This is a genomic window from Tardiphaga sp. (assembly GCF_028290495.1).
GTDB lineage: Bacteria > Pseudomonadota > Alphaproteobacteria > Rhizobiales > Xanthobacteraceae > Tardiphaga.
The window spans coordinates 1-5,473 of the sequence record NZ_JAQGJT010000055.1; the positions used below are offsets into that span (position 1 = coordinate 1).

Genomic DNA, 5,473 nt, shown 5'->3' on the forward strand with positions numbered 1-5,473 from the left:
GGTGAGGAGCTTCTAAACACAAGCGAACCGCCCGGACCCGTGGGCCCCGGCGCCGCCGCGCTCAGTGGCCGGTTTATAGGCGGTCCAACTCGCTCCCGTCAACCCAAATCGTCAGAAAAACGTCACGCAAATCACGTTCTTGGGATAAACGTCATTAGCGGCGTTATATCAGCTACTTATGGGACATCCGGAGGTCATCCGGAGGTCGCTTTGTGCAACGCACTAACCCACAACGTGAAACGTCACGCCGGCAAGCCAGAAAGAGTCCCCTCCGCAGGGGCATCCGCGCGAGCGCGCGGCACCCAATACCTGCGGAACATCGCGAACCTGGAAGGTAAGACCGGTCATTGCCTCGCTGCCGCCCCGCCTGAAACGGAGCCGTACGTTGCCCAGCACGATCTCCGGCCGTTCGAATTCATCGGGGGTGACGGGGATGCCGAAAATACCGCCCCAATGCCGCGCGAGATCCCAGGGATCGGGGCTTTGCAGCTCCACGCCGGTCAGGGCCACGGTAGTGTCGGTGCGGATTGATCGCTGCCAGTCCGGCCCGGCGGGCGGATACGGGGCCATCATACCGTCGCTGCCTTCGGTATGGTTGAACTCGATGAAGGCGGCGCGGCAGTCGCGTGGGTGCAATTGTACCCCGCGATACGGCGGATGGTCGATCACATTGGCGACCCGCACGCCCATGCTCCCGGCATGCCGCCCGCGTTCGTCGGGATCGTCGCAATCGAGGATCACCATATAACCGCCGTGACCGCGGCTCTTCTCGAGGAACCGGCCGGCCGCGGTTCCCTCCTGCGTCGGCGCGATCACTTCGAGCAGCGTGGTGCCTGCGGAAAGCAGCGGATTCTCCAGGCCGTATTTACCGACCTGCGGATCGCGGTAGCAGACCTCAAGGCCCAGGATATCCGCGATATGGCCAACCGCCGGCTCGAGATGCGGCGCCACCAGACATATCTGTCGAAGCCGGATCTCGCCCATCTCAGTGCCCCCTTCGTTGGTGCCTTTGTCAGTGCCCCTGGAATACCGGCTTGCGCTTTTCGACAAAGGCCTGTGCGGCCTCCTTGTGATCGGCGGTATCGCTGCAGCGCGTATGGTGGATCGCCTCGGCGTCGAAGCAGGCCTCCAGCGTCATCGTCTCCGCATTGTTGATGTTGCTCTTGATGTAGCCGAGCGTGATCGACGGGCCCTGTGCCAGCGACATCGCCAGATCGCGCGCGGCCGTCTCGACCTCGGCGTCCTCCACCACCTTCGACACCATGCCGAGCGCAAGCGCCTCCTGCGCCGTCAGCACCGGCGACAGCAGGTACAGTTCGCGCGCCCTGGCGCTGCCCAGCATCTGGGTGAGAAAGTAGGTACCCCCATAGTCGCCGGAGAAGCCGACCTTGGCGAAGGCTGTGGTGATCTTCACCGAGGAACTGGCGACGCGCAGATCGCAGGACAATGCGATCGAAAGTCCGGCGCCCGCGGCGGCGCCATCGAGTTGCGCCACCACCGGCTTCGGCATCTGGTGCAAAAGACGCGACACCTCCATGCCGCGGCGCAAATTGGCGCGCTTGGCCTCGAACGACAGCGGCGCGCGGCCAGCCGCCATCGACTTGACGTCGCCGCCGACGCAAAACGTGCCGCCGGCGCCCTTCAGCAACACCGCGCGGACGTCATGGTCCTCCGCCGCCCGCCGCGCCGCCGCCACCAGCCCCTGCGTCATCTCCGGGTTCAGCGCATTGCGCCGGTCCGGCCGGTTCATGGTGATGGTAAGCAGGCCCTGGTCGAGCGATTGGAGAACCATGTCGTTCATGGAAGTGTCCTTGTTGTTATTCTTGTAGTGATCGCATCGCATCGACCGTCATTGCGAGGAGCCGTTGCGACGAAGCAATCCAGACCTTTCTTGCGGCGTCTGGATTGCTTCGCGGAGCCTGTCATCGGGCCGGCGAAGCCGGACCCGTTGGTTCGCAATGACGGCTGAGAGTACGTCGCGTTACTGCTTCTTGCTACTTCTTCACCAGCGGGCAGCGCGAGGCTTCCAATGGCTGGAACGCCTGCTCGGCCGGAACCGTGGCAAGCAGCTTGTAGTCGTCCCAGCGCCCCTTCGATTCCGACGGCTTCTTGACCTCGAACAGATACATGTCGTGGACCATGCGGCCGTCTTCGCGAATCCGGCCGTTCTTGGCGAACATGTCGTTGATCGGCGTCTCCTTCATGATCTTCATCACGGCGGCTGCGTCAGTAGTGCCGGCCGCCTTGACGGCCTTCAGGTAATGGCCGACCGACGAATAGACTCCGGCCTGTGCCGAGGTCGGCACGCGCTTGGTGCGCGCCTCGAAGCGCTTGGTGAAGGCGCGGGTCTCGTCGTTGAGATCCCAGTAGAACGCCTCCGCAAGGATCAGGCCCTGCGCGGTCTCCAGCCCGACGCTGTCGATGTCGGAGATGAAGGCCAGCAGCGGCGACAGCTTCTGGCCGCCGCTACGGGTGAGGCCGAACTCGGCGGCCTGCTTGATGGCGGTGATGGTGTCGCCGCCGGCATTGGCGAGACCGACCACCTTCGCCTTGGAGCTCTGCGCCTGCAGCAGGAACGACGAGAAGTCGGACGAGTTCAGCGGATGCTTGACCGAGCCCAGCACCTTGCCGCCGGCCTTGGTGACCACCGCAGTGGTGTCCTTCTCGAGATCCTGACCGAACGCGTAGTCGGCGGTGAGGAAGAACCACGTGTCGAGTCCCGCCTTCACGGTGGCGAGGCCGGTGACGTTGGCCTGCGCATAGGTATCGAACACGTAGTGCACGGTGTAGGGACCGCAGGCCTCGTTGCTGAGGCGGATCGAGCCGGGACCGTTGAAGATGATGATCTTGTTGCGGGCGCGGGCGATTTCGCTGGCGGCCAACGCGGTCGCTGACGCGGCCACGTCGATGATCGCTTCGACGCCCTGATTGTCGAGCATGTCGCGCGCGATATTGGCGGAGAGGTCGGCCTTGTTGAGATGGTCGGCCGCGATGATCTCGATCTTTCGCCCCAACACCTCGCCGCCGAAATCCTCCGCGGCCATCTTCGCCGCGGTTTCGGAGCCCGTCCCGGTGATGTCAGCATACAGCCCGGACATGTCGAGGATCGCGCCAAGCTTCAACGGCTTGGTCTGCGCCATTGCTGCCGTCGCAGAAAATGCCATCGCTGACGCGAGCAGAGTCGAAAGTAGTTTCTTCACGTAGTCCTCCCGGTGAAGCCGCAGCTTGCTGCACGGCGTTCGTTATTGTTGCGCCGATCATGCCGCAAGCTGTGCGCTGCGGCAAGTGACGGCCGAAGCGACAGGCCAGCGACAAAAATGCGACACCGCGGCATTTTCCCGCCAAACGGAATGGACGGATTTGCTATCATCGAAAAGCGGTTGAGGCTGTAATACAAGGGGCGTCCGATGCATGCAGCGAAAGCAGCGATCATTCGCCATGCGGCGATACCGTGGCTTGCGGCTCTGTGCATCGCCGCAACCAGCGATGCAGCGCGCGCCGCCGGATGTCGCTTCGCGCCGCAGGGGGAAGGCCGCGTCGCGGATATCATCGACGCCAGAACATTTCGGCTGCAGGACGGCCGCGAGGTCCGCCTCCTCGGCATCGAGCCGATCATGGGCGTCGACGCCGCGGCGCTGGTACAATTGATCGGCGGTCGCGACGTCACGTTGCAGGGCGAGACCGACACGCCGGATCGCTACGGCCGGCAGCCAGCCTTCGTGTTTCTCGATCCCGCAGCGCCTTCGGTGCAGAGCCAGCTTCTGGCGCAAGGCGCCGCCCTCGCCTCCCCTGCGGTCGCCGGTAAAGACTGCGCGAGGGAACTCGCGGAGGCCGAGGCCAGCGCCCGCCGGGCGAAAGCCGGCGGCTGGCGGGACGGTCACGTCATAAAAAACACGGAAAGTCCGGGCGATATTTTGGCAGATATCGGGCGCTTCGCACTCGTCGAAGGCCGGGTTCTCTCGGTCCGGACGGCCGGATCGACAACTTATGTCAATTTCGGCCGAAACTGGACACAAGACTTTGCGGTGACTATTTCAAGGCGCATGATGGTGACGCTGGAGGCCGCGGGCATGGTGCCCAAGTCCTTCGAAAGACGACGAATTCGTGTTCGCGGCGTGATCGAGAAACGCGGCGGACCGCGGATCGAGGTGCTCCGGGAGGGGCAGATCGAAGTGGTCGGGGACCCATAGGCCACTGGGCAGGAAGAAACGACGTGACGGGTGAGGGACGGCAAACCAGTCTGAGCCGCCGCCTTCGGGCTGCGCCGGTTTTGCTGTGCGTTCTTTTTGCCGTCCCCCTGCTGCTGGCCGGTTGCGGCGATGTCAGTCGATTCGAGGTCGCCAGCAAGCCGTTCAACCCCGCCAAGCCCCCAACGCCGGCAAAACCCTCCGTCGTGCAGACGCCCGCCGGCGAAAAGGAACATGAACGGATTCTCGCCTCCTATGGCGGCTCCTATGACGACCCCAGGCTGGAATCGCTGATCGGCAAGACGGTCGATCGCCTGGTTGCCGCCTCGGAGCGCCCCGACCTCGCTTACAAGGTCACGATCCTGAATTCCGGCGCGGTCAACGCCTTCGCGCTGCCTTCCGGCCAGCTTTATGTTACGCGCGGCCTGATCGCGCTGGCGTCCGACACGTCGGAATTGTCCTCGGTGCTGTCGCACGAGATGGCACATGTGCTGGCCAAGCACGCCTCGATTCGCGAGGAGCAGGCGCGCCAGGCCGCGGTCGTCACCCGCGTCGTCACCGACATGGGCAGCGATCCCGACCTGACCGCGCTGGCGCTGGCGAAATCCAAGCTGACGATGGCGAGCTTTTCTCGCGCGCAGGAATTCGAGGCCGACGGCATCGGCGTCGGAATCTCGGCGCGCGCGCATTTCGATCCCTTCGGGGCCTCGCGCTTCCTCGCCGCGATGGAGCGCAACGCGGCCATGAAGGCTGGTCGCACGCCGCTCGATCCGCGCGCGCAGGACTTTCTTTCATCGCACCCGGCGACGCCGGAGCGCGTGCAGAACGCGCAGGCAAATGCGCGGCAATATTCCTCGCCGGAGGGCGGCGAACGTGACCGCGAGACCTATCTCGCCGCGATCGACGGCATCGTCTATGGCGAAGACCCCAGCGAGGGCTTCGTACGCGGCCGCCGCTTCCTGCATCCGAAGCTCGGCTTTACCTTCCAGGCGCCGGAATCCTTCACGCTCGACAATACCGCGCAAGCGGTGATCGGCGTCCGCGAAGGCGGCAACCAGGCGATGCGCTTCGACGTCGTGCGGGTGCCCTCCGAACAGACGCTGGGCGATTATCTCAATTCCGGCTGGATGGAGAATGTCGACAAGGCGTCGACGGAGGAATTGACCATCAACGGTTTCCCCGCCGCCTCGGCCAGTGCGACGGGCGACCAGTGGCAGTTCAAGGTCTACGCGCTGCGCTTCGGCAGCGACGTCTACCGTTTCATCTTCGCCGCCAAGACGAAGAGC

Annotated in this window: 5 protein-coding genes; 2 read left to right on the top strand and 3 right to left on the bottom strand. The window is 64.3% G+C overall.

The window, feature by feature from the left end; all coding sequences use genetic code 11:
• Positions 1–222: 222 nt before the first annotated feature.
• The 3 genes from JWQ24_RS10770 to JWQ24_RS10780 form a co-directional block, all read right to left on the bottom strand.
• Positions 223–984 (bottom strand): hypothetical protein, encoded by a 762-nt coding sequence (locus JWQ24_RS10770; RefSeq protein ID WP_299807455.1) that lies wholly within the window; start codon positions 982–984, stop codon positions 223–225.
• Positions 985–1,012: 28 nt separating this feature from the next.
• Positions 1,013–1,801 (bottom strand): enoyl-CoA hydratase, encoded by a 789-nt coding sequence (locus JWQ24_RS10775; RefSeq protein WP_299807457.1) that lies wholly within the window; start codon positions 1,799–1,801, stop codon positions 1,013–1,015.
• A gap of 193 nt (positions 1,802–1,994) precedes the next feature.
• A complete protein-coding gene (locus tag JWQ24_RS10780) occupies positions 1,995–3,200 on the bottom strand; it encodes an ABC transporter substrate-binding protein (protein ID WP_299807459.1) in 1,206 nt (401 codons plus the stop codon).
• Positions 3,201–3,614: 414 nt separating this feature from the next.
• On the opposite strand from JWQ24_RS10780, the gene JWQ24_RS10785 reads away from it, so the two are divergent.
• Positions 3,615–4,190 carry a thermonuclease family protein gene (locus JWQ24_RS10785; RefSeq protein ID WP_299807461.1) on the top strand — a complete coding sequence of 192 codons (576 nt, stop codon included), beginning with the start codon at positions 3,615–3,617 and terminating at the stop codon, positions 4,188–4,190.
• An 80-nt stretch (positions 4,191–4,270) separates the two neighbouring features.
• Positions 4,271–5,473: M48 family metalloprotease (locus JWQ24_RS10790; protein ID WP_299807463.1), on the top strand; the 1,203-nt coding region annotated here is incomplete at its 3' end.

Coding starts and splice junctions, on each gene's coding strand:
- JWQ24_RS10770 (WP_299807455.1), bottom strand. CDS start 984: ATGGGCGAGATCCGGCTTCGACAGATATGTCTGGTGGCGCCGCATCTC.
- JWQ24_RS10775 (WP_299807457.1), bottom strand. CDS start 1,801: ATGAACGACATGGTTCTCCAATCGCTCGACCAGGGCCTGCTTACCATC.
- JWQ24_RS10785 (WP_299807461.1), top strand. CDS start 3,615: ATGGGCGTCGACGCCGCGGCGCTGGTACAATTGATCGGCGGTCGCGAC.